Origin of the sequence: Lysinibacillus sp. VIII_CA, from assembly GCF_049943995.1 — a bacterium.
Lineage (GTDB): Bacteria > Bacillota > Bacilli > Bacillales_A > Planococcaceae > Lysinibacillus > Lysinibacillus pinottii.
The window spans coordinates 62,527-83,077 of sequence record NZ_JBNFXM010000013.1 but is presented as its reverse complement, the minus strand read 5'-3'; the positions used below and the strand labels follow the sequence as shown (position 1 = coordinate 83,077).

Annotated in this window: 23 protein-coding genes and 1 pseudogene; 16 read left to right on the top strand and 8 right to left on the bottom strand. The window is 37.0% G+C overall.

Going from position 1 to position 20,551, the window contains the following annotated elements; translation table 11 throughout:
- The first annotated feature begins 94 nt into the window (after positions 1-94).
- The 3 genes from ACP3VS_RS16570 to ACP3VS_RS16560 are packed head-to-tail and all read left to right on the top strand — an operon-like array spanning position 95 to position 1,958.
- On the top strand, positions 95-298 hold the full coding sequence (locus ACP3VS_RS16570) for a PLDc N-terminal domain-containing protein (protein WP_012292426.1): 204 nt from the start codon (positions 95-97) through the stop codon (positions 296-298).
- On the top strand, positions 295-1,179 hold the full coding sequence (locus ACP3VS_RS16565) for an ATP-binding cassette domain-containing protein (RefSeq protein ID WP_426389281.1): 885 nt from the start codon (positions 295-297) through the stop codon (positions 1,177-1,179). The genes ACP3VS_RS16570 and ACP3VS_RS16565 overlap by 4 nt, the downstream gene beginning before the upstream one ends.
- The gene (locus ACP3VS_RS16560) at positions 1,176-1,958 is read left to right on the top strand and encodes an ABC transporter permease (RefSeq protein ID WP_426389280.1); all 783 of its coding nucleotides are present in this window, start codon (positions 1,176-1,178) and stop codon (positions 1,956-1,958) included. Before ACP3VS_RS16565 ends, ACP3VS_RS16560 begins: the two co-directional genes overlap by 4 nt.
- A 205-nt stretch (positions 1,959-2,163) precedes the next feature.
- On the opposite strand, the gene ACP3VS_RS16555 is transcribed toward ACP3VS_RS16560, so the two are convergent.
- Entirely contained in the window at positions 2,164-2,610 is a 447-nt protein-coding gene (locus ACP3VS_RS16555; protein WP_426389278.1) for a GNAT family N-acetyltransferase, read from the bottom strand.
- A 198-nt stretch (positions 2,611-2,808) separates the two neighbouring features.
- Positions 2,809-3,027 (bottom strand): annotated as a pseudogene (locus ACP3VS_RS16550) (MerR family transcriptional regulator); the annotation flags it as partial.
- A 159-nt stretch (positions 3,028-3,186) separates the two neighbouring features.
- Here ACP3VS_RS16550 and ACP3VS_RS16545 point away from each other — a divergent pair.
- Positions 3,187-3,891: a CBS domain-containing protein gene (locus tag ACP3VS_RS16545; RefSeq protein ID WP_031418067.1), complete on the top strand. Its 705-nt coding sequence runs from the start codon at positions 3,187-3,189 to the stop codon at positions 3,889-3,891.
- A 17-nt stretch (positions 3,892-3,908) separates the two neighbouring features.
- Here ACP3VS_RS16545 and ACP3VS_RS16540 read toward each other — a convergent pair whose 3' ends face one another.
- Positions 3,909-4,628, bottom strand: coding sequence for a YetF domain-containing protein (locus tag ACP3VS_RS16540; RefSeq protein WP_012292432.1), 720 nt, complete (start codon positions 4,626-4,628; stop codon positions 3,909-3,911).
- A 106-nt stretch (positions 4,629-4,734) separates the two neighbouring features.
- Between ACP3VS_RS16540 and ACP3VS_RS16535 the strand changes: the two genes are divergently transcribed.
- Complete coding sequence (locus ACP3VS_RS16535) at positions 4,735-5,940, top strand: MFS transporter (protein ID WP_012292433.1); 1,206 nt, start codon at positions 4,735-4,737, stop codon at positions 5,938-5,940.
- A gap of 211 nt (positions 5,941-6,151) precedes the next feature.
- Here ACP3VS_RS16535 and ACP3VS_RS16530 read toward each other — a convergent pair whose 3' ends face one another.
- Positions 6,152-6,838 carry a universal stress protein gene (locus ACP3VS_RS16530; RefSeq protein ID WP_012292434.1) on the bottom strand — a complete coding sequence of 229 codons (687 nt, stop codon included), beginning with the start codon at positions 6,836-6,838 and terminating at the stop codon, positions 6,152-6,154.
- A 549-nt stretch (positions 6,839-7,387) separates the two neighbouring features.
- Here ACP3VS_RS16530 and ACP3VS_RS16525 point away from each other — a divergent pair.
- From ACP3VS_RS16525 to ACP3VS_RS16475, 11 genes are all read left to right on the top strand, one after another.
- Positions 7,388-9,799 carry a Na+/H+ antiporter subunit A gene (locus tag ACP3VS_RS16525; protein WP_426389276.1) on the top strand — a complete coding sequence of 804 codons (2,412 nt, stop codon included), beginning with the start codon at positions 7,388-7,390 and terminating at the stop codon, positions 9,797-9,799.
- Entirely contained in the window at positions 9,789-10,211 is a 423-nt protein-coding gene (locus ACP3VS_RS16520) for a Na(+)/H(+) antiporter subunit B (RefSeq protein WP_012292436.1), read from the top strand. Before ACP3VS_RS16525 ends, ACP3VS_RS16520 begins: the two co-directional genes overlap by 11 nt.
- A 3-nt stretch (positions 10,212-10,214) precedes the next feature.
- Complete coding sequence (locus ACP3VS_RS16515; protein ID WP_012292437.1) at positions 10,215-10,553, top strand: Na(+)/H(+) antiporter subunit C; 339 nt, start codon at positions 10,215-10,217, stop codon at positions 10,551-10,553.
- Positions 10,546-12,051, top strand: a complete 1,506-nt coding sequence (locus ACP3VS_RS16510) for a Na+/H+ antiporter subunit D (RefSeq protein ID WP_031418072.1) — start codon at positions 10,546-10,548, stop codon at positions 12,049-12,051. The genes ACP3VS_RS16515 and ACP3VS_RS16510 overlap by 8 nt, the downstream gene beginning before the upstream one ends.
- Complete coding sequence (locus tag ACP3VS_RS16505) at positions 12,051-12,533, top strand: Na+/H+ antiporter subunit E (RefSeq protein WP_012292439.1); 483 nt, start codon at positions 12,051-12,053, stop codon at positions 12,531-12,533. Before ACP3VS_RS16510 ends, ACP3VS_RS16505 begins: the two co-directional genes overlap by 1 nt.
- Positions 12,533-12,817 (top strand): Na(+)/H(+) antiporter subunit F1, encoded by a 285-nt coding sequence (locus ACP3VS_RS16500; protein WP_025116881.1) that lies wholly within the window; start codon positions 12,533-12,535, stop codon positions 12,815-12,817. Before ACP3VS_RS16505 ends, ACP3VS_RS16500 begins: the two co-directional genes overlap by 1 nt.
- On the top strand, positions 12,795-13,154 hold the full coding sequence (locus tag ACP3VS_RS16495; protein ID WP_036166534.1) for a Na+/H+ antiporter subunit G: 360 nt from the start codon (positions 12,795-12,797) through the stop codon (positions 13,152-13,154). Before ACP3VS_RS16500 ends, ACP3VS_RS16495 begins: the two co-directional genes overlap by 23 nt.
- 304 nt (positions 13,155-13,458) lie before the next feature.
- Positions 13,459-14,250: a transporter substrate-binding domain-containing protein gene (locus ACP3VS_RS16490; RefSeq protein WP_012292442.1), complete on the top strand. Its 792-nt coding sequence runs from the start codon at positions 13,459-13,461 to the stop codon at positions 14,248-14,250.
- Between the two features lie 120 nt (positions 14,251-14,370).
- A complete protein-coding gene (locus ACP3VS_RS16485; protein ID WP_031418079.1) occupies positions 14,371-15,030 on the top strand; it encodes an amino acid ABC transporter permease in 660 nt (219 codons plus the stop codon).
- Positions 15,023-15,745, top strand: coding sequence for an amino acid ABC transporter ATP-binding protein (locus ACP3VS_RS16480; protein ID WP_012292444.1), 723 nt, complete (start codon positions 15,023-15,025; stop codon positions 15,743-15,745). The genes ACP3VS_RS16485 and ACP3VS_RS16480 overlap by 8 nt, the downstream gene beginning before the upstream one ends.
- Positions 15,746-16,067: 322 nt before the next feature.
- Positions 16,068-16,883, top strand: coding sequence for a metallophosphoesterase (locus tag ACP3VS_RS16475; protein ID WP_031418081.1), 816 nt, complete (start codon positions 16,068-16,070; stop codon positions 16,881-16,883).
- Between the two features lie 21 nt (positions 16,884-16,904).
- Here ACP3VS_RS16475 and tatC read toward each other — a convergent pair whose 3' ends face one another.
- From tatC to ACP3VS_RS16455, 4 genes are read right to left on the bottom strand one after another with little or no spacing between them, the layout of a single operon-like run.
- Complete coding sequence (gene tatC, locus ACP3VS_RS16470; protein WP_031418083.1) at positions 16,905-17,750, bottom strand: twin-arginine translocase subunit TatC; 846 nt, start codon at positions 17,748-17,750, stop codon at positions 16,905-16,907.
- Between the two features lie 11 nt (positions 17,751-17,761).
- Entirely contained in the window at positions 17,762-17,965 is a 204-nt protein-coding gene (gene tatA / locus ACP3VS_RS16465) for a twin-arginine translocase TatA/TatE family subunit (protein WP_012292447.1), read from the bottom strand.
- A gap of 40 nt (positions 17,966-18,005) precedes the next feature.
- A complete protein-coding gene (locus ACP3VS_RS16460) occupies positions 18,006-19,718 on the bottom strand; it encodes a GMC family oxidoreductase (RefSeq protein ID WP_031418085.1) in 1,713 nt (570 codons plus the stop codon).
- 12 nt (positions 19,719-19,730) lie between these two features.
- Positions 19,731-20,480 carry a gluconate 2-dehydrogenase subunit 3 family protein gene (locus ACP3VS_RS16455; RefSeq protein ID WP_031418087.1) on the bottom strand — a complete coding sequence of 250 codons (750 nt, stop codon included), beginning with the start codon at positions 20,478-20,480 and terminating at the stop codon, positions 19,731-19,733.
- Positions 20,481-20,551: the final 71 nt, after the last annotated feature.

Genomic DNA, 20,551 nt, shown 5'->3' with positions numbered 1-20,551 from the left:
TGTTTTAGAGTTTGAAAAAAACAACAATTTTGTTCTATACATGTTAGAACAAAATTGTTATAGTTAATGTATAACAACTAATGGGGTGATCTGTATGATGGAGGAATTAGCAAAAGTTCCATGGGCAGTGATAGCACCGCTCATCGTCGTTCAATTAATATTAATGATCGTAGCACTTATTGATTTGCGAAAAACACATGCAACAAATGGACCTAAAATTTTGTGGGTATTTATTATTTTATTTACAAATATAATAGGGTCAATTGCGTACTTTATAGTTGGGAGAAAGCAGGCATGACAACATTACTTCAAGTAACTGGTTTGACCATACGATTTGCAGAGCACAATGTTGTAGATGATGTTCAATTTATGTTAGAGGAAAAGACTTCAACGGCGTTAATAGGGCCAAATGGTGCAGGTAAGACAACCACATTATCCATGTTAACAGGGCTCTTAACACCGACTGCTGGAAGTGTGAAAATGCTAAATGGGGACTTACGTGAAAATATAGGTTTTTTACCCCAATATCCACAGTTTCATCCTTGGCTAAGCGCTTTAGAATTTACTGAGATGGCTGCTCGGTTAAATGGTATATCAGCAAAAAATGCTAAATTAGAAGCGCAAAAAACATTAGAGTTTGTCGGGCTAGGAAATGCCCAACATAAAAAAATAGATACTTTTTCTGGTGGGATGAGGCAACGCCTTGGTATTTCCCAGGCAATTGTGCATAAGCCAAAATTACTGTTATTAGACGAACCTGTTTCAGCATTAGACCCTGTTGGTCGTAGGGAGGTTCTTGATTTATTAAAAGGCTTACAACAAGAGACAACCATTTTATATTCAACTCATATTTTAAATGATGCGGAAGAAATGACGGATCAGTTGTTATTTTTACAAAATGGAAAACTAGTAGAGCAAGGAACATTACGAGAGGTACGACAACGTTTTGATGAGCAAAATTATATAGTTGAGTTCTCTAGTGAGGAAGAGGCAAAGCTTTTTGCAAGCTCAACTGATCATGTAGTAGGCTGTTATGTATATATTGAGATATTGAATGAGGAGCCAACGATGAGGGAGCTGCTCCATCGTTTAAGTAATTGTCCTTATACAATAAGAAAGGTAGAGCGACAAACAGCATCGTTGGAAGAAATTTTCATGAAGGTGGCGAAAAAAGCATGAGAGGATTCAATGTACTTCTACAAAAGGAATTTAGAGAGGCATGGCGAAGCTGGAAATTTTTGTGGATACCTCTTGTGTTTGCACTGCTGGGAATGAATGACCCCCTAATAAATTATTATATAATGGATATTTTAAATGCTGTTGGAAATGTGCCAGAAGGCTTTGAAATGTTGATGCCCGAATTAATGCCCGTTGACCTATTACAGGCATCTATAGGACAGTTTCAAACGATAGGGTTATTGGTGATAATGGCTTCTTTTGTGGGGATTATAAGTAAAGAACGTGCAAGTGGTATGGCTACCTTATTATATGTAAGGCCGATTTCCTTTGGAGCCTACTTTATGAGTAAATTTATTGTGATGAGTGCAGTTTGTTTTGTGAGTATTTTAGCAGGCTTTGCAGCAAGTGTGTATTACACTAGTATTCTATATGGAACATTAGAAATTGGACCTTTGCTTGCGAGCTTTTGTACGTATTATGTTTGGTTAATATTTGTAATTGCTGTCACATTAATGATGAGCGCTAGTTTTAAAACGATTATAGCTACTACATGTGCCTTTACGGTTATCTTTGGCGGACAAATAGTCGATATGGTAGTAGGTCTATTCTGGACTATATCCCCTTGGAAGCTAGCAAACTATGGACCTTTACTAGTCCGTGGAACAATGGAGATGTCTGATTACTGGTGGAGTTTAATCATGACATTAGCACTGATAATTCTTTGTATTTGCTTGGGAATCATCATGATGAAAAGAAATGCAGCTATGACTAAAATTTAGAAAATATAGGACGGAAAATCTGGTACGTACTGATTTTTCCGTCCTTTTGTGTTAGAGTATTCCACCATTAATAAGCAGGATAAGCCCAACAAAGAGCATGATCCTAATAACGTTGATAAAGATCATAGAAAAGAGCGTATTTTGAAAAATGATTGATCAAATTTACTTTAAAAAGACTATTAGTCATTAGGGTAAATTCATGTGCTTACAAGGAATACTTAGCTAATTGTTCTCCCCAAGATGATAATTCAGTCTCAATAAATCCTGCTCTTTTATAGGCGTATTTTGCTGTAAAATTTTTAGGATCATATCCAATCATAATAAAAGGAATGTTTGCATGATTATTTTTCCTTATCTCTTCTATAACCAGATATATAGCTTGTTTGCCTATACCTTTACCTTGAAATTCTTCGTCAATCATTAGTCTATAAATCCAATAATTATTGTCATCAGGGTCTATTCCAAACATAGTAAATCCTATCATTTTATTATTAAGATAAATACCTTTTGCAAAGAAATTATCTAGAAACTGAACTTCTGCGATAGAATAAAGGTTGGATGCAATAAATGCTTGTTGTTCCTCTTTAACAGATAATCTAATTGCTTCTTCCCAATTACTTTTGTCAATAGGCTTTAAACAAATTTCCTTCAATTTGGTACTCTCCCTTTGAAGGGGAAACACGTAGTTTATGGGCTATTGAAACGCTATCCCCTTGTTTTTATGCCCAATCAAGTATAAATAATTTTTCATCGACAACGCCTCCTTAAAAGTACAGTTAATTACAAATTTATTATATTCGATACAATTAAAATATGCCCTCAAGCTCTCTTTCAATGGCTGAAGTGTTCTTTAAAACGGAGTATAGCCCTCTAGAATCCTTTGCTCCACTACAAGAAAAGCAAGTTGTTGATCTAAGCTTGCCTCCCACTCCCATGTAGTATTAAGAAGCGCTTGAATTTCCTTATCTCCTTTAATTTGAATCCTAATGTTTAAATTTATTTCATGCTCACTGTAAACCCTATGTCCATCATTTGTCTTACTTGCTGGGAAAAATAGTCCAATTTCTTCGTAATAACGTAACTTTCAAGGGAGAATGTAAAAATAAATGACAGCAAAAACTGCGTTCTTGGAATATTCATAAATTAGGAATATAATGGTTGTGTAACTAAAAATTTGTCAAATAACTCGGAAAATACATAAAGTTACTAAGAAAGAAGGTACTTAAAAGTGGAGACTGAAAATTCCGATCGTTTCCTGACAGCATTTAATCGAATAGACCATAGATTACGAGATATTGTAGGTATAAAGGATTTTACGCCCTTTTATCGACTCATTGATCAAGCGAAGAAAAAAGAGGTATTAGTGAAGAAATACGAAGATGATTTACGGTCATACGCTGATTTGCGAAATGCAATTGTCCATCATCGTACTTCTATTAACTATGTAATTGCAGAACCACATACCGATGTAGTCGAAAGAATTGAATACATAGATGCTACGCTCGCTAAGCCTACTCTTGTCGGGCAAATGTTCAGAAAGAGAGTATTAGTTTTTCAAGAGAATGATTCCCTTAAACATGTGTTAAAGGTTATTCACCAACGAAAATATACGCAGTTTCCCGTTTATTTTAATAAACAATTTATAGGCCTTATTACAACTGTAGGAATCACGAATTGGCTTGCCTCTAAGATGGGTGGCGACTATTTACCTAAAGGGATTCCTACGTTGCATGATATTTTAATGCATGAGAAAAATAGGGTGAATTACAAATTTGTTAGCAGGTACATAACGATATATCAAGCAGAAGAGATTTTTAAACAAGGTGTGGAAAGGGGTAGGCGTTTTGAGGCATTACTAATCACTGAGCATGGCAAACCACATCAAAAATTAATAGGAATCATTACACCGTTAGATATTGTAAAAATTGATTAAAAAAACGAGACAAGCATTTACGGGCTTGAATGTCTCGCTTTATCTTTTAAGCTAATGTATAATGACCCATTTGTTTGAACTTGTGCAAAAAAGACATCTTCAACGGAATGTACATTTTGTTTTTTCAACTTCTTCATTACCCAGTCCTCTGTTAATTCAAGCTCAACAATATTTTCCTTGATAAGTTGACCATCTGATATAACCTCTGTAGGCAGATAAGTAGGTGGGGTAACATCTGCCTTAACATCCTGCTTTGTGGCAACTTGTTCGGAAGTTTTTTGCAGGACACTTAGTTTTCCATTTGTTTCAAGTAACGCATAGTGTATATCTTGTACAGAAAAGATGGCTTGCTCACGTAGCATCATTGTCAGCTCGTCCATATGCAAACGGTTTTTCCTTAAGGCAGATTCTAAAATAAGTCCATTTTGTACGACAATGGTAGGTTTGTCATCAATAAGTACACGAGCTTTTTTGGATTTAATCGTAATAATCGTCATTAAGTAGGTTAAGGCACTCCACCAGACAAGCGATATTATTCCATCTAAAAAGGGTGTTTCCTCCTGTGAGGCAATTTCTGCAGCAATTGATCCAAATGTAATACCAGTAATATAATGGAAAAATGTTAGTTGGCCCAATTGCTTCTTTCCAAGAATACGCGCCAAAATAAGTAATATAAAGAATGAAAGTGTTGTTCGAAGAATCATTTCCCAAAAGTTAGCATGAATAAAGCTTTCCATGCATACATCAACTCCTTTTACAGCTGTCGAAACATAGCTTGTGCAAAATAGTTAATAGTATGCGACAATCGTCAATAACAAAAACTAAATAGAGCGAGGTGGCAGCATGAATAATCAAATAAATGTCGCAAATCCAATCTACCCAATTATGATTTTGATAGGTGTTGCTCATCTTATCAATGATACGATGCAAGCTGTTATTCCAGCTATGTTTCCAATTTTTAAAAGTGAGCTAGGACTTACCTTCACACAAATTGGTCTCATATCATTTGTCTTAAATATATTTGCGTCTGCATTACAGCCTATTGTAGGGTTTGTCAGTGATAAAAAGCCAATGCCCTATGCTTTACCAATAGGTATGGTAAGTTCTTTTATTGCTATTACAATAATTGCTTTTACTACTCAATATTGGATTATTCTTATTGCGGTATTATTTTTAGGCTTCGGTTCAGCAATATTTCACCCTGAGGGTTCTAGAGTATCCTTTATGGCAGCAGGTTCTAAAAGAGGACTTGCTCAATCGATTTATCAAGTTGGGGGAAACTCAGGACAAGCGCTTGCCCCACTAATTAGCGCCTATATATTTGATATTTTCGGTCAGCGAGGTGCAGCGATTGTATTAGTAGCGGCAACATTCGGTATTATTCTATTAACTAAGATTGCAAGATGGTATAAAAAGCAATTAGAGCAAGAGCGTGCAGCGAAGAAAAAACGGGTGTTGGTTTCGACATTGCCACCACTAACAAAGAAGCAGGTAGGGGTAGCTTTAACCTTACTATTTACGATTATTTTTGCACGATCATTTTATACAACAAATATAACTAGTTTCTATGTGTTTTATTTAATGGATCATTATGATGTGAATCTTCGTCTAGGACAAATCCTTATTTTCCTCTTCATGGCATTTGGGGTAGTAGGGACATTTTTCGGAGGCTCTTTGTCGGATCGTATTGGAAGAAAAAATGTCATTATTCTTTCCGTTGTAGTACCAATGCCATTTTGCCTAGCATTGCCTTATGTACCGTTATGGGCTGCTATGATATTTTTAGTGATCATTGGTACATTGATCATGATTAGCTTCTCTGTAACGGTGGTATACGCACAAGAGCTAGTTCCATCTAAAATTGGCACAATGGCTGGTTTAACAACTGGCTTTGCCTTTGGTATGGGGGCCATTGGAGCCATGGTTATTGGTGTTTTAATGGACCACAAAGGTATTGATTTTACAATGATGGTCGTCTCATTATTGCCGTTATTATTGTTAATTGCCTTTTTCCTACCGAAGGATAAGCCAGCATCTTCAGCAGCTTAGTAAAAACATATCCTGACGGTAGCGAACGCAAAAAATTGAGTTTGCCTACAGTTTTTTTACAATGAAATAAAGTTTTCCACTACAGTCATATTGTGATTAATCTCAGTCCAAAGAGTTAAATTGAAATGACAAAATGCCATCGAGAGTAAACTTCCCGATGGCATTTGTCAACAGTGTGAACGCATCCTTTAAAAAGAGGAGCGCGTTTTTTTTATTGTCTTAATGGGGATAAAAATTCCGCAGGAAGCTTCTCTTGATCAATCACATAGCCCTCTGAAATATGAACCTCATGCATTTTATCGTTGTAAGTGAATTTAAAGACACCATTATCAAAATCTGTGCCGATTTCCTTGAAGAAGATACCTTCGATGGATACGTATTTCGGACATGTAAATGCTACTTTAAAGTTTTCCTGTTCTTTGATTAAATAAGCACGAACACCTTTTTCGTATGTCTCGTTTGCATCATCATCAGTAGGACGTTGAACAGCAACAATATGAAAATCTACAAATGGAACTTCTTTTAACAGTACATTAAGGAACGATCCTTTAGTGATCTCTTCCCAACGGCTTTGTGCGCTTTGACCTACAATAATTTGTGAAATGCCATAGTTTTTCGCGACTTCTGCAATGACTTTCTGAATGGGGCGTTTTTCATTATCTTGCAATATAAATTTTTCGACCTCAAGTTCGTCTGATAACTTTTCCCATTGCTCAATGTAACTAGATTTCTCAGCGTCAAATGCATCAAGGGGTTGCGAATCAACTGAAAGAATATAGAGTGGGCAATCTAGCATTGTCGCCATTTTGTGTCCTCTACGTATCAAACGCTCACCATTTAAGCCATAGTAAACACAAACTAATATACTTTCGTCTAAACGCCCTTTTACATGCCTCATAAAAAATGTACACCTCTTATCTGTTGGTATTTTGTTAATTTCACTGTTAATTATAAAAAAATATCCTAAAACAGCTAAAATTGATGCTGTTACAGTGCATTATGCTCATTTATATTGTATACTTAAAAATGTATAAAAGTTAACGAAAATATATTGGAAAACCCTTGAAGTAATAAGCTTATATCAATAATTTAAAGTTATTTAATTTATGCATTACGTGCATCTATGCTAAATTGATTTCATATGCCACACTATTATGCAGTGTGTTAAATAGATAGTCAAGTGTCTTTATAATGCTGATATAATTGAGTTGTAACTGTATAAATTATCTGAATTTCCACAAGTTATTTAGGCTTGCATCGGGTTAGAGGTGACTAAATAACTAAACATACCAATGACAAGACACTTTAACACCCCAACACTTTCCATTTGCAAAATTTCAAGAATAAATCTGATATGTTAGCTTAAACAAATTGCTATAATCTTAGCATTTACCATTCCAATACCACAAAAATTTGCTTGATGATTTTGATAGTAGGAGGTTTTCATTTGGTTACAGTACTTATCGCGATACTTTTGCCATTTGTCTGTGCTGCACTTATCCCATTGCTGTATAGGCGACTAAGGCATATAACACATCTTGGCTGGTTTGTTTTTTCTGTTCCATTCATCTTGTTTCTTTTACTTGCGCGCTATATTCCTCAAATTGCCGGAGGTAAAACATTTATCCATACATATGAGTGGATTCCCTCTTTTAATATAAATATTACAACATACCTAGATGGGCTCAGTATGATTTTTGGCTTACTGATTACAGGTGTAGGTAGTTTAGTCATTTTATATTCTATTTTTTATTTGTCAACGAAAGAATCTCTTCACCATTTTTACTGCTATTTATTACTATTCATGGGCGCTATGCTTGGCGTTGTTTTTTCAGATAACCTAATGGTATTATACACATTTTGGGAATTGACAAGTGTGTCATCATTCCTATTAATTGCATTTTGGCATCATAGAAAGGCATCACGTGCAGGTGCTAAAAAAGCAATGATGATCACAGTATTTGGCGGTCTCTCTATGCTTGCGGGTTTCCTGATGCTCTATGTAGCTGCTGATACATTTAGTATTCGGGACATTGTAGCTCATGTAGGTGTTATCCGTGATCATGCCCTATTTACTCCAGCATTAATCTTAATTTTACTAGGTGCTTTTACAAAATCTGCACAATTTCCATTTCATATTTGGCTACCTGATGCCATGGAAGCGCCAACACCAGTTAGTGCTTACTTACACTCAGCCACAATGGTAAAGGCAGGTATTTATTTAGTTGCCCGTTTTACTCCAGTTTTTGGAGGAGAAGCGATTTGGTTTTGGCTAGTAAGTGTCATTGGTCTTGTTACACTTTTCTGGGGGTCATTTAATGCGGTTCGCCAAACGGATTTAAAGGCGCTATTAGCCTTTTCAACGGTAAGTCAGCTAGGCTTAATTATGAGTCTTTTCGGTCTAGGGTCTGTTGGTCATTACTATGGCTACACGAAAGACTCTATTGTATATACACAAGCAAGTTTTGCGGCATTGTTTCATCTCATCAACCACTCCACTTTTAAAGGAGCCTTATTCATGATGGTCGGGATTGTCGACCATGAAGTGGGGACGCGGGATATTCGCCGTTTAGGTGGCTTAATGTCCTTAATGCCTATCACATTTACAATCGCAGTCATTGGCAGCTTTTCAATGGCAGGATTACCACCATTTAATGGTTTCTTGAGTAAAGAAATGTTCTTTGCAGCGGTCTTGGCTATTCGGGATGTAGAGGCCTTTTCCATTGCTGATTTAGGGTTATTTTTCCCATTAGTAGCGTGGGTAGCCAGTATCTTTACCTTTGTCTACAGTTTGATTTTAATTAGTCGAACATTTTTGGGTAAACTACAGCCTGAGAAGATGGATAGAAAACCACATGAAGCTCCATTGGGTATGCTCCTATCACCAATTGTTTTGTGCCTGTTAGTAGTCGGTATCTTTTTCTTCCCAAACGTGTTAGGCCATTATATTTTAGAGCCTGCTATGGCAAGTATTTATCCTACATTCCCAACAACCTATGAATTAACACCACATATTTCTGCTTGGCATGGAATTAATGCGGAATTGTTAATGACATTAGGAGTCATTGTGCTTGGATTCATTTTATTCAAGACATTGAAAAGCTGGAAGCCGGTGTATCGAATTTTTTCACAAAAGTATACGTTTAATACGTACTACAATCGAATGATAGAAATAAGTGAGAGTGGTTCAGAGAAGCTTACTCGCAAATATATGACAGGTAATTTAACACATTATTTTGTCTATATATATGTATTTTTTGTTGCACTTATTGCTGGTTATTTTATTTGGTCAGACGCAATGACTTTTAATTTTGATATGGACTCTACCATTGAATCATACGAATTAATTCTTGTATTTGTTATGGTATTCGCTGCGGTTTGGATGATTTTTGCAAAGGGTCGTGTTACAGCTATGCTATTAAATGGCGTATTAGGCTATTCAATTGCCTTCTTCTTCGTCATTTTCCGCGCACCAGATTTAGCGCTAACACAATTAGTTGTAGAATCCGTAACAACTGCATTATTCCTTTTAGGCTTTAAGTATTTACCTGATTTAATGCCTGAGGCACCTCGCAAAAGGGTGCAATGGTCTAAAGCCATGATTTCTATATTTGTCGGCGCAACAGTCACAATGGTTGGTCTAGCTGTTGTGCACTACGAGCAATTTGAGCCTGTTTCCAGTTATTTTAATGATGCCTACGAGTTGGCAGGTGGTTCAAATATTGTTAATACAATTTTAGGGGATTTTCGTGCCTTTGATACAATGCTTGAGGTTGTTGTGCTTCTTATTGCTGGCTTAGGGGTTTATACACTAACAAAGCTTAAGCCTCGAAAGGAGGAAGCAGATCATGAAAATTAATGATGTGATACTACGGACAGTCACTAAGGCAGTCGTCTTCATTATTTTAACACTTGGCGTGTATTTGTTCTTTGCAGGACATCATGCTCCAGGTGGTGGCTTTATTGGCGGCCTCGTGTTAGCTTCTGGCATTGTTTTATTGTATCTTGCTTACGATATAGAGACTGTGCATAAGGGAATGCCGTTTGACTTTAAAAAGGTTGCAGCTCTTGGTGTTTTGCTTGCGACAAGTACGGCAATAGGTTCTTTGTTTTTTGATGTACCATTTCTAACACAGGCCTATACGTATATAAATGTCCCGATTTTCGGGAAAATGGGTTTTTCAACCGTAACCATTTTTGAAGCAGGTGTAGCTTTAACGGTAGTTGGTGTTGTCGTGACAATAATTTTAAGCATAAGTGAGGATGAGTAGCTGATGGAATCTTTGATACTTGTTTTAGTAGGTATATTAGTAGCTGTTGCAACGTACTTAATCCTCTCTAAACAGTTATTACGTGTTATTTTAGGTACTGCTGTTTTATCACATGCTGCTCACTTGCTGATTCTAACAATGGGAGGTCTTAAAAAAGGGGATGTCCCATTATTAGGTGAATCAGAGGGGCCTTATACAGATGCATTACCGCAAGCCCTAATTCTAACAGCTATTGTTATTAGTTTTGCTGTGACTGCGTTTGTTCTCGTTTTAGGCTATCGAGCGTACAAAACAAATGGTTCAGGGAATCTTGATGAATTGAGGGGTACGCCGGATGAGTAATATGATTGTTTTACCATTAATAGTCCCAGTAATTACGGCTATTTTACTGGTGTTTTTAAAAGAGCATGTCTTTTTACAACGTATTATTAGTTTATTGACATTAAGCTTTATCGTTATTATTAGTGTTATTTTATTAGTAGAAATTCAAGAACAGGGGATCATGCGCATTGACTTTAGTGGCTGGGCACCGCCTTTTGGTATCTCATTTGTGGCAGATTCCTTCGCTACACTACTCGTGTTAGTGGCAAATCTTGTAGCGGTTATTTGTATGCTTTATGCAATTTTTACAATGGAATTAAGATATGAAAAAATGTATTTTTATCCGTTTACCTTACTTATGGTAGCTGGTGTTAACGGTTCATTTTTGACAGGAGATATCTTTAACTTATTTGTATGCTTTGAAGTGATGCTGCTGGCGTCATATGCCCTAATTAGCTTAGGTGGGGAAAAAATTCAGCTTCGAGAAGCATTAAAATATGTGCTTATTAATATTGTTGCATCTTGGATTTTCTTAGTGGCATTGGCTTTTCTTTATGGAACAGTCGGTACATTAAATATGGCCCATATTTCTGTGCGTGTGATGGAGGCAGGTGCTAATCCCCTTATTACAACAGTGGCACTCATTTTCTTAATCGTCTTTAGCTTAAAGGCCGGACTGTTATTATTCTTCTGGTTACCAGGCTCTTATAGTGTACCTCCCACAGCCATCGCTGCTTTATTTGCAGCCTTATTAACAAAGGTTGGGATTTATGCACTTGTAAGGACATTTACATTGCTTTTCCCAAATAATACGGAAGTCACACATATGGCACTTGGCATAATGGCCGGTATTACAATTGTAGCTGGTTGTATTGGTGCTCTTTCAGGGCGTGATGTTAGAACAATCGCTTCATATAATGTATTAATTGGTGTTGGGTTTATAGTAGCTGGCCTAGCAATGGGTACAGAGTCCGCCTTACAGGGTGTTGTCTATTATTTAATGCATGATATGGTGGCAAAGGCTATGCTATTTATAGCTGTCGGTATGATGATTTATGTAACTGGGGAAACGGTCATAGATAAAATGAGTGGGCTTATTCGGAACTATCCGTTCTTTGGCTGGCTATTCTTTTTAGCTATGTGTTCACTAGCGGGTATCCCGCCATTGAGTGGCTTTTTAGGAAAGGTTTTAATTGGACAGGGTGCTATAGAGGGCGGCAATTTTGTTCTATTAGGTCTAGGATTTTTCTCTAGTTTAATTGTTTTGTATTCATTACTGCGGATCTTTCTTTCCTCCTTTTTTGGCGAGACCATTATTAGCTTGGAGGATGAAAAGCCTTTACCCAAACGTGTGATACTGCCGTTAACTTTACTAGCTGCATGTACTATAAGTTTAGGAATCGGGGCTGAGAAATTGGCTCCCTTTGTCACCGATGCAGCAGAAACGTTATATACACCATCTATCTATATAGATGCTGTTCTTGATGGTGAACAATGGCAAGGTGAGGTGAATAAATAATGGCGATGCAGTTTATTTTAAATTTATTTATCGCAGCACTTTGGTTACTCTTGCAAGATGAAGTGACACCACAATTTTCAACGTTTTTAATGGGGTTTATCGTAGGAATGGGCATATTATATGCGATGCACCGCTTTTATGGCACTCAATTTTACTTGCGGCGAGTCTTTTCGATTATCAAGTTATTATGGCTATTTAATTGGGAGCTGTTTTTATCAAGCTATAGTGTATTAAAACAAATTACTACACCAAAGCTAAACATTACGCCTGGTATTTTCACTTATAAAACCGCACTCAAGGGAGATTGGGAGATTACGGCACTAGCATTACTGCTAACATTAACACCCGGTTCTGTCGTCATGGAAGTTTCTGAAGAGGGCGATGTCTTTTATATTCATGCCATGGACATCGAGCAGTCTAAGGATGCTGTCATTCGCTCTATTGGGAAATTTGAACAAGCAATAATGGAGGTGACACGTTAATGATAGAGAATATTTTACTTCTGGCTCTCGCCTTCTTTAGTATTTCCATCGCGCTGTCGTTATATCGGGTTATCCGTGGCCCATCTATGCCTGACCGAGCCATTGCTCTTGATACAATTGGTGTAAATCTTCTATCCGCTATTGCGATTGTTTCGATTATATTAAAAACAAAGGCTTATCTAGAAGCTATTCTTATATTAGGTATTTTAGCGTTTATTGGGACCATTGCCTTTACAAAATATATTGAAAGAGGTGTGATTGTTGAACGTAAATCAAATGATTGAATGGGCGGCAGTCATCCTAATTCTGATCGGTTCTATTGTGAGTGTTATTAGCGCATTTGGCATGATTCGTTTACCAGATGTTTATACGCGATCACATGCTGCTACCAAAAGCTCCACGTTATCCGTGTTAACTTGCTTATTAGGTACATTTATTTACTTTTGGGTGCACGATGGTTATGTTAGCGTCCGCTTAATTTTAGGTATTCTATTCGTCTTCGTTACAGCTCCAGTTGCCGGACATTTAATCTGTCGTGCGGCTTATCGTTCTCATGTTCCATTAGCAGAAGGCTCTGGCGAGGACGAATTAAAAGATAAATTATTTACGGAAAAAAAATAAGCACTAGACCTCCAAATGGGGGTCTTTTTTGTTTCCTTAGAAATTTTGAAGGGATAATTATTAAGTTTTCGGAAAATAGTAAAGGAAAGTGGAATTGAAAATAGTAAATTGACTAATCTGAAAATTTTGTATATAATATTTCATTTAAAATTTTCTTGTTTATCTTGATTATTATTTCAAAAGAGTATATCTTAATTAGCAGATAGTTTTTTTATTCTCTTATATGAATAAATATCCAATTTACTATTTTTGAGAAATGTATTCTCATACACAATAACTTATAAATAAAAGGAGATGCTTAATAATGAAGAATAAATTATTCATGATGATTCTTGTACTAGCTATTGGCGTACTAGCAGCTTGTGGCGCTAAAGAGGATGACGCAAATAATTCTAATGCTGATAGTAGTACAGACAAACAAGTATTAAAAGTTGGTACTTCAGCAGACTATGCGCCATTTGAATATGTTGACGCAGCAAAAGGTGAGGAGATTATAGGATTTGATATTGATTTAATTAAATTGGTTGGGGAAAAAATAGGTGTAGACATGCAAGTGCAAGATATGGACTTCAACAGTCTTGTGCCAGCGTTACAAGCAGGGAAAATTGATGTAGTAATTTCGGGTATGACACCCAATCCTGAACGTGAAAAGGTAGTAGATTTTTCTGATCAATATAATGAAACAGAGCAGGTAATTATTGTTAAAAAAGATAGCGGTATTAAAAAGGAAGCTGATTTAGCTGGTAAAAAAGTCGGTGTGCAAACAGCCTCTATTCAAGAAAATTTAGGTAATGAAATTGCAAAAAAAGTGGATGTTTCAGTTGAAGGACGTACACGAATTCCTGAAATTATTCAAGATATGATGTCTAAGCGCTTAGACGCAGGTATTTTAGAGGGTGGCGTTGCGAAGGGTTATTTAAAAACAAATGATCAATTAGCAGCCTTCCCTGTAGAAGAACAGCCTGAGGATTTTAAAGCGATTGCTGTGCCAAAGGGTAGTAATCTAAAGGAAAAAATTAACAAAGCATTAAAAGAACTAGCTGAAGAAGGCAAAATCCAAGAGTTAGAAGAAAAATGGTTAGAAAAAGTTGAATAATACATGTATGCGATAGCTCCTATTTGAGCTATCGCTTATGCTTTTCAGTTCAATATAATACGCTTCGGCATGATTTCAAACAAATGCTGAATCAAGATGAAAAAGAAAGGAGGGAGCGCTGTGAACTTGGATTTTACAGCAATCGTTCCCTCTATTCCTTATATTTTAAAAGGGATAGGTGTTACACTCCAAATTGCAATTGGTGCATCCATTATTGGGTTTATCGTCGGTATATTACTAGCCTTATGTAAAATTGGAAAGGTAAAAGTTTTACGTTGGTTTGCTGATTTTTATACGTCGATTTTCCGTGGTACACCACTAGTATTACAATTATTAATTATTTATTATGCAGTACCACAATTATTAGATATTCAAATCGAGCCTATTCCAACGGCCATTATTGCATTTGGATTAAATTCAGGTGCTTATATTTCGGAAATTATTCGTGCAGGTATTAATGCAGTGGATAAAGGGCAAATGGAGGCAGCACAAGCCCTTGGCATTCCTTATGCAAAGATGATGAAGGATATTATTATTCCGCAGGCAGTAAAAAATATTTTGCCCTCTCTAGTTAATGAATTTATTACACTAAATAAAGAAACAGCAGTTGTCACAGTAATTAGTGCCCTTGATATAATGCGTCGTGCTTATATAGTAGGTGGTTCGACATATCGATATCTTGAGCCTTTACTATTTGCTGGTATTATCTATTACCTCATGACACTTGTTTTAACGTTCCTTGGTAAACGAATCGAGAAAGGAATGAGAAAAAGTGATTAAAATTGAAGATTTACACAAATCATATGGACAGAATGAAGTACTAAAAGGTATTTCAACCGAAGTTAAAGAAAAAGAAGTTATTGCTATTATCGGACCTTCGGGATCTGGTAAATCAACGTTCCTTCGTTGTCTAAACTTATTAGAAATCCCTACGAGTGGAAAGGTAACAATAGCTGGGGATGTTCTCACAGATAAAGGGACAAATATTATGAAGATACGGGAAGAAGTAGGGATGGTATTTCAGCATTTTCATCTTTTCCCACATAAAACAGTACTAGAAAATTTAACGTACGCTCCAATTAATGTAAAGGGAATGGATAAAGTAGTTGCGATACAAAATGCAGAAGAGTTACTTAAGAAAGTAGGTCTCTTCGAAAAGCGCCAAGAGTATCCCAACCGTTTATCTGGTGGACAAAAACAACGTGTTGCCATTGCCCGAGCGCTTGCCATGGATCCAAAGGTCATATTATTTGATGAACCAACCTCAGCACTTGATCCAGAAATGGTTAAAGAAGTATTGGCCGTTATGAAAAACCTAGCAGATAGTGGCATGACAATGTTAATTGTTACACATGAGATGGGCTTTGCACGTGAAGTTGCTGATCGCATACTTTTCTTAGATGGTGGCAAGCTCATTGAGGATGCCCCACCAGAGCAGTTTTTCACAGCTCCTTCAACACAGCGAGCAAAGGATTTCTTAGAAAAGGTTTTATAAATAAACAAACAAACGCATTAAGCTCTCTTCGAGAAGGGAACTTACTGCGTTTTTTATTCAGAACGCAAAAGTATAAGGTTATCCCCCTATTATGATGTAATTACATAATTATGAAATTATCCCCATACTATATCATGTGTAAGTTAGCTACGAATAGAAAAAACGCGCATGATTTCCTTTAAAGGGTGGCGGGGTATGGTTGGATTTTGTGCATTCTATGTAATTAAAGTGCATATACTTACAATCAATTTGTTTTTTGCTTATAATAGGGAAGTCAGAATTTTTTTCTGAAAAAAAGTAGCCGCAAAGTGAGCGATTGCGATTGAAAAAATTATTATATGGTGTTTTTTTCGTTGTTTTTATAGTCATTTTTTTGTACGTAAACAATCACTGGCTAGTCGTTAGTAAGCATGTGTTCGAATCAGAAAAGGTGCCTGCCAGCTTTGATGGGCTACGCATTGTACAAGTATCGGATTTACATGATGCCCTCTTTGGTAATAATCAGGAAAAACTGATTGCTAAAGTTAAGGAGACAAATCCTGACTATATTTTTATCACAGGTGATGTGATTGATAGCAATCGCTATGATTTAAACCAAAGTCTACAGGCAGTTAAGGGACTAGTAGACATTACGGACGTTTATTATGTACTAGGAAACCATGAAGTAGCGACGAATAAGGTAAGTGAAATTTATGAGGCGCTATCATCGTTAGGGGTACATATACTGGCCAACGAATCGACCGTTTTAGAGCGCGACGGGGAGCGCTTGGCGATTGTTGGGATAGAAGATCCGTTAATGGGTAGATCAACCGAAGACATGTTGGAGTTGGCTACAGCCTATTTACCAGATGATATGTTTAAGATGTTACTGGCGCATCGACCTGAAGTGTTTAATACGTATGTAAATGATGGCATAGACTTAGTATTTTCTGGGCATGCACATGGAGGGCAAGTTCGTATTCCAGGACTTGGAGGACTTGTTGCCCCAGGACAAGGGCTGTTTCCGAAATATACGGCTGGTGTCTACGATGAAGGAATCACTAAAATGGTGGTTAGTCGTGGCTTAGGCAATAGCTCGGTACCATACCGCATTTTTAATCTTCCAGAGATTGTTGTGATGGATTTAAAGAAAAAATAAGCACTGTGTAAAAATTAAAATTTACGCAGTGCTTTCAATTTGTTTTCGTTCTAGACGTTTGACAAGGTAAATGCTTATTTCATACAGAATAATCATTGGGATTAATACGAGGAGTTGGCTAATAAAGTCGGGCGGTGTAATGACAGCGGAGCATATACCCATTACGATATAGGACCATCCCCGTATTTTTCTCATGGATTCAGCACTCAGTACCCCGATAGCTGATAAAAATAGGGCAACGATCGGTAATTCAAATAATAGCCCAAGCGGTACTGTAGTCATAATTAAAAAATGCATATATTCACTAGCGGATACCATGACATCAAAATTGGTAGCACCTATGCCGACTAAAAACGAATAGCTTAGCGGGTTTACTACAAAATAGCCAAAAGCGATTCCTAATAAGAACAGTGCCAGCATAACGGGTGCATAGAGTCCTAAAAATCGACTTTCCGTTTCCTTTAGCCCTGGTTTTACAAAACTCCACAGAAAATGAACAAGAAAAGGCATGGCAAGACCAAATGATAAGGTAGTTGAAATGGTCATATAAAATTTAACGACCTCAAGTGGTCCTAAAATAATAAGAGAATGACCACGAGTTACAAAGGGAAACCAAATATTAATAGTAGAAAAAACAACAATAAAAAAAAGAATAAAAACAGTTAGCCCTTTTATTATTTGTTTACGTAAATCCGAAAGATGTTCCAATAATGAGGTAACAGGTATAGTAGGCTCTTCTGCTACTTGTTGATCTTCCATTTTTACTGCTTGTATTTCAACTAAAGCCTCCATAGGTAACGGAGGCTCAGCTTGTGGTTTATCAAGAGGGCTTAAAAACTTTCTTTTTCCATCCTCATAAGGATCCATAGGAAACCCTCCTACGAAACATCAGATTTTTTTTCGACCTTTTTCACAGAATCATCATCATCTTCCATCAGCCCTTTGGTAGATTTTTTGAATTCTGCAAAGGTTTTACCTACCGCACCGCCGATTTCCGGTAATTTTCTCGGCCCAAAAACAATTAATACAATAACTAAAATAATGACTAATCCAGGTACTCCAATTGCTCCAAGACCACCCATATGCCTTGCCTCCTTAAAATAAAATTATTAGATTAAAAAATTAAACTAAGGAACCACCTGATTGACTATATTTTATGACACCTTCTGCACAACGATAGGCTAGTGCTCCCAATGTTCCAGTCGGATTGTAGCCGCTATTATGTGCAAAGTTTCCAGCGCTTACAGCGAAGAGATTATCAACATCCCAGTGCTGTAAGTAATTATTCACGACACCTTGCTCTGGTGTTAAACTCATAACAGTCCCGCCAGTGTTATGCGTTGTTTGGTAAGGAACGATATTATAATCGGTAATTTCAGCATTTGGCACGATTGTTTTTGCGCCCATTTGCTTCATAATGTCTGCTGCACGCGCAGAAATAAATTTATGAAGTGCACGATCCTGATCCGTAAAGTTGTACGTTAGTTGCATTAATGGAAGACCGTATGCATCCTTGTAGGTTGGATCTAATGTTAAATAATTTTGCTTATGTGGCATGGATGCGCCTTGCGCACCAATCCCGAATGAACGTGTATAGTAATGAATAGATTGCTTTTTAAATTCTGGTCCCCATGTAGGTGTATCGGGAGGAGTTGGATTTGACCCAATTGGTCGTGTCCCTGTTTGTGTAAGAGCAATGTTCCCACCATGAATAAAATCTAAATCACTATGGTCGAAATTGTCGCCATTATAATCGTCTACACACATACCTAAAGAGCCTGCTCCCATAAATGTATTGTATTGTTCGTCAAAGAAACCAACAGCCCCAGGTAAGATTTGATAACAATAATTTCGCCCAAGTGTCCCTTTGCCAGTAGTTGGATCATATCTTTCACCTATGTCAGAGACCATTAGAAGCTTGGCATTATTAAAGACGTAACTAGTTAAAACGACAGCGTTGGCAGGCTGAATAAATTCTTCTCCTGATACAGTATCGATATATCTTACACCAGTAACTTTATTGCCCTGTTTTAAAATTTCAACAACGTTTGAATTGTAACGTAAATCAAAATTACCTGTTTTTAATGCAGTAGGAACAACTGTAATTTCTGCTGAGGATTTTGCGCCATATTCACAACCGAAACGTTCGCAGAAACCACAATATTGGCAAGCGTTAATCGTTTCACCATCAGGGTTTTTATAAACCTCAGAGACGTTTGCTGATGGTACCATGTAAGGTGTTAGCTTTAAGTCCTGTGCCGCCTTTTCAAATTGCATAAGCATAGGAGTTTTCTTCATAGGTCCGGTTGGATAAGGGTTTGAACGTTTTCCACTAAATGTATTTTTATCATCTCCCGAAATGCCAGCTGTTTTTTCAAACTTGTCCATATAAGGCTCAAGTTGATCATAAGTTAATCCCCAATCCTGAATGAGATATTCTGGCCCAAGCTTGTTTGGACCATAATGTTTATCTGTTAGCGTTTTTATTTGGAAATCATAGGGTAAAAAACGGAACGTCATTCCATTCCAATGTGTTCCTGACCCTCCCAGCCCCTCTCCAAGTAGAAAGGAACCTAACTGGCGCATTGGTAATGCCTTCATATTACGATCATTTCGAAAAGTAACTGTTTCTTTGGACAGATTTTGCATTAAATCATAACGAATGGCATAACGGTATTCATCATGAACGTTTAAATAATCTTCAGTACCACGCTTTTGTCCTCGCTCTAAACCTACTACCTTTAAACCGGCTTTCGCACATTCAGCAGCAACGATACCACCTGTCCAGCCTACACCAACTGTTACAACGTCTACACTTGGTAATGTTTTGGCCATGTTTTACCCCCCTTAGTGGTTGCCCAAAGATTTAGGCTCAATTTTTTGGAATTTCGAATCTTCAATTTGTGATATATAAGCCATTTGGTGGCCAGGGAAGTTCTTCATGCGCCAGCCCTCCATATTACGATTCCCTCCGTACATTGGGTCCGAATAGGCGCCCTCTAATGTAGCAGCTCGTAACAGTGTAAAGAAGAATGCAGATTGCACACCGACCATTTCAACTTCCCCCTTTTGAAAGGCTGTTAAAATTTCGTCAATCTGTTTACCATCCAAATCGTTGAAGCTTTTTTTATAACGCTTTTGAGCTTCATCTTCCATTTTTTGAATACCTTGTCTGAAAATTTCAGCTCGTGTTAGGCGGCTTTGATAGCCTTGAGTAGGGGTACCTACATCAAAGGGGCCTTGCATATATTCTTTAGAATTACTACCATAATTTCCTGCTAATTGGTGATCGATAAAATAAGGGACATCTAATCCTATAGCACCTGGACCTAAGTCATCTTCTGGAAAAATACGTTCTGTTGCCTTTGATAAAATACTAAAATCTCTTTCATTTCTAAAAAACATTTTTGCTTTCGGCGAACCAAGAGCCTCATTCGTAGTACCGTGTCCACCATGCTCCAGAGTAGAAGTACCTTTACCATTGATGTTGTAGCCTACTAGTCCTCCAATTAATCCACCACCGACTAATGTACCAGCAGCAATACCAGTTGTCTTTAAAAAGTCTCGACGTGAAACATTGTTCTTGTCTGAACTCATAGTAATCCTCCCCTCAAATTTTTGAATCTATCCTAATTCTAATAATCAGCAAAAAATATAAATTATAATCA